Consider the following 1,174-nt stretch of genomic DNA (forward strand, 5'->3'; position numbering starts at 1 on the left):
TACTCAGGTTGAATCCGTGATGTCCGGTGTCTCGATCAGGCCCTGAAGGTCCAGGCCGGTGGTCGGCAGGCAGCCTGTGATCAGGTGCGGCCGGTACTGGATCTTCTTCAGTTTCCGCTTGATGACGCGGGTCAGGTGCGCGAGATCGGCTGCGGCGAAGTCGGCCAGGGCCCGCTTGAGCAGGCTCCAGATACCTTCCTGCGGGTTGATCTCCGGTGCGTACGGCGGCAGATGGAAGATGACCAGCCAGTCCTTGTGCTCCGCCTCGAAGTCGAAGAGCTCTTGCTGGAGATGCACGCTCAAGTTGTCCCAGACCCACACCACCGGGGTTCCGAGCTGCAGGTGCACCATGCGGATGAAGTCCCGGTAGTCGTTCCAGGCGAAGGTCTTCGGCTCGCCCCTGCGGCCGCGGTTCACATGCAGCTTGAAGAACATCCGAGGCCGGTGGCCGGGCTTGAAACACACCGCGCCGGCGATGTTGACCCGGCCGCCGCGCCGTCCCGCCACCCGCACCACAGGTCTGGCCCCGCGCGGCGCCCAGGTCCGGCCCTTCGGCGGGATCAGCGACTGACCGGACTCGTCCGCGAAACAGATGTGGGCGCCCAGGTCGTGCGCGGTACTTTTACCCGCGGCCACACCTCGGCCTTCCACACCTCAATCGCCGCCTCGTCCCGCTCCAGCGCCCGCCGCACGGGCACCTGGCAGCTCCAGCCGTGCCGCTTCAGCAGCCGCCACACGCCCTGGACCGTGTAGCCGACGTGGAACAGCCGGCCGATCAGCAGCTTCACCCGCTTCAGCGTCCAGCCCTGCGCCTCATCGTCGAAGCCGTGCGCCAGCGGGCCCCGCTTCAACTCCGCCTCCAGCCGCCGCCACTGCACCGGCGACAACCGCTCCACCGCCATCGGCCCCGCCGACGCCAACGCTCCGGCACCGCCCCGCCGCCAGGCCGCCCGCCACCGGCGCACCGACCGGTCCGTCACCCGTAACTCGGCCGCGATCCGCGCCGTGCCCGCCCCGGCCTCGAACCACTTGGCCGCCTCCAGGCGCACGGCCTCCCTCTTCACCTGCCCGGCAGGCGTCAGCCCGCCCCCTTGCGCATACCGCATGAAGACGTCGTACCGCAGGGATCACGACCCGTCACCACAGCCCGGACATCCCCGATTCAACCTGAGTA

At 69.1% G+C, this 1,174-nt stretch carries 1 protein-coding gene; it reads right to left on the bottom strand.

Translation table 11 applies throughout. The features are described from left to right. Window positions 1-3: 3 nt before the first annotated feature. A protein-coding gene (locus ACWC09_RS52675; protein WP_450859442.1) for an IS630 family transposase occupies window positions 4-1,106 on the bottom strand; the annotation gives its coding sequence in 2 pieces (ribosomal slippage) (window positions 4-653 and window positions 653-1,106; 1,104 coding nt in all). Between the last annotated feature and the right edge of the window lie 68 nt (window positions 1,107-1,174).

The sequence above is a fragment of the Streptomyces sp. NPDC001617 genome (assembly GCF_053596855.1).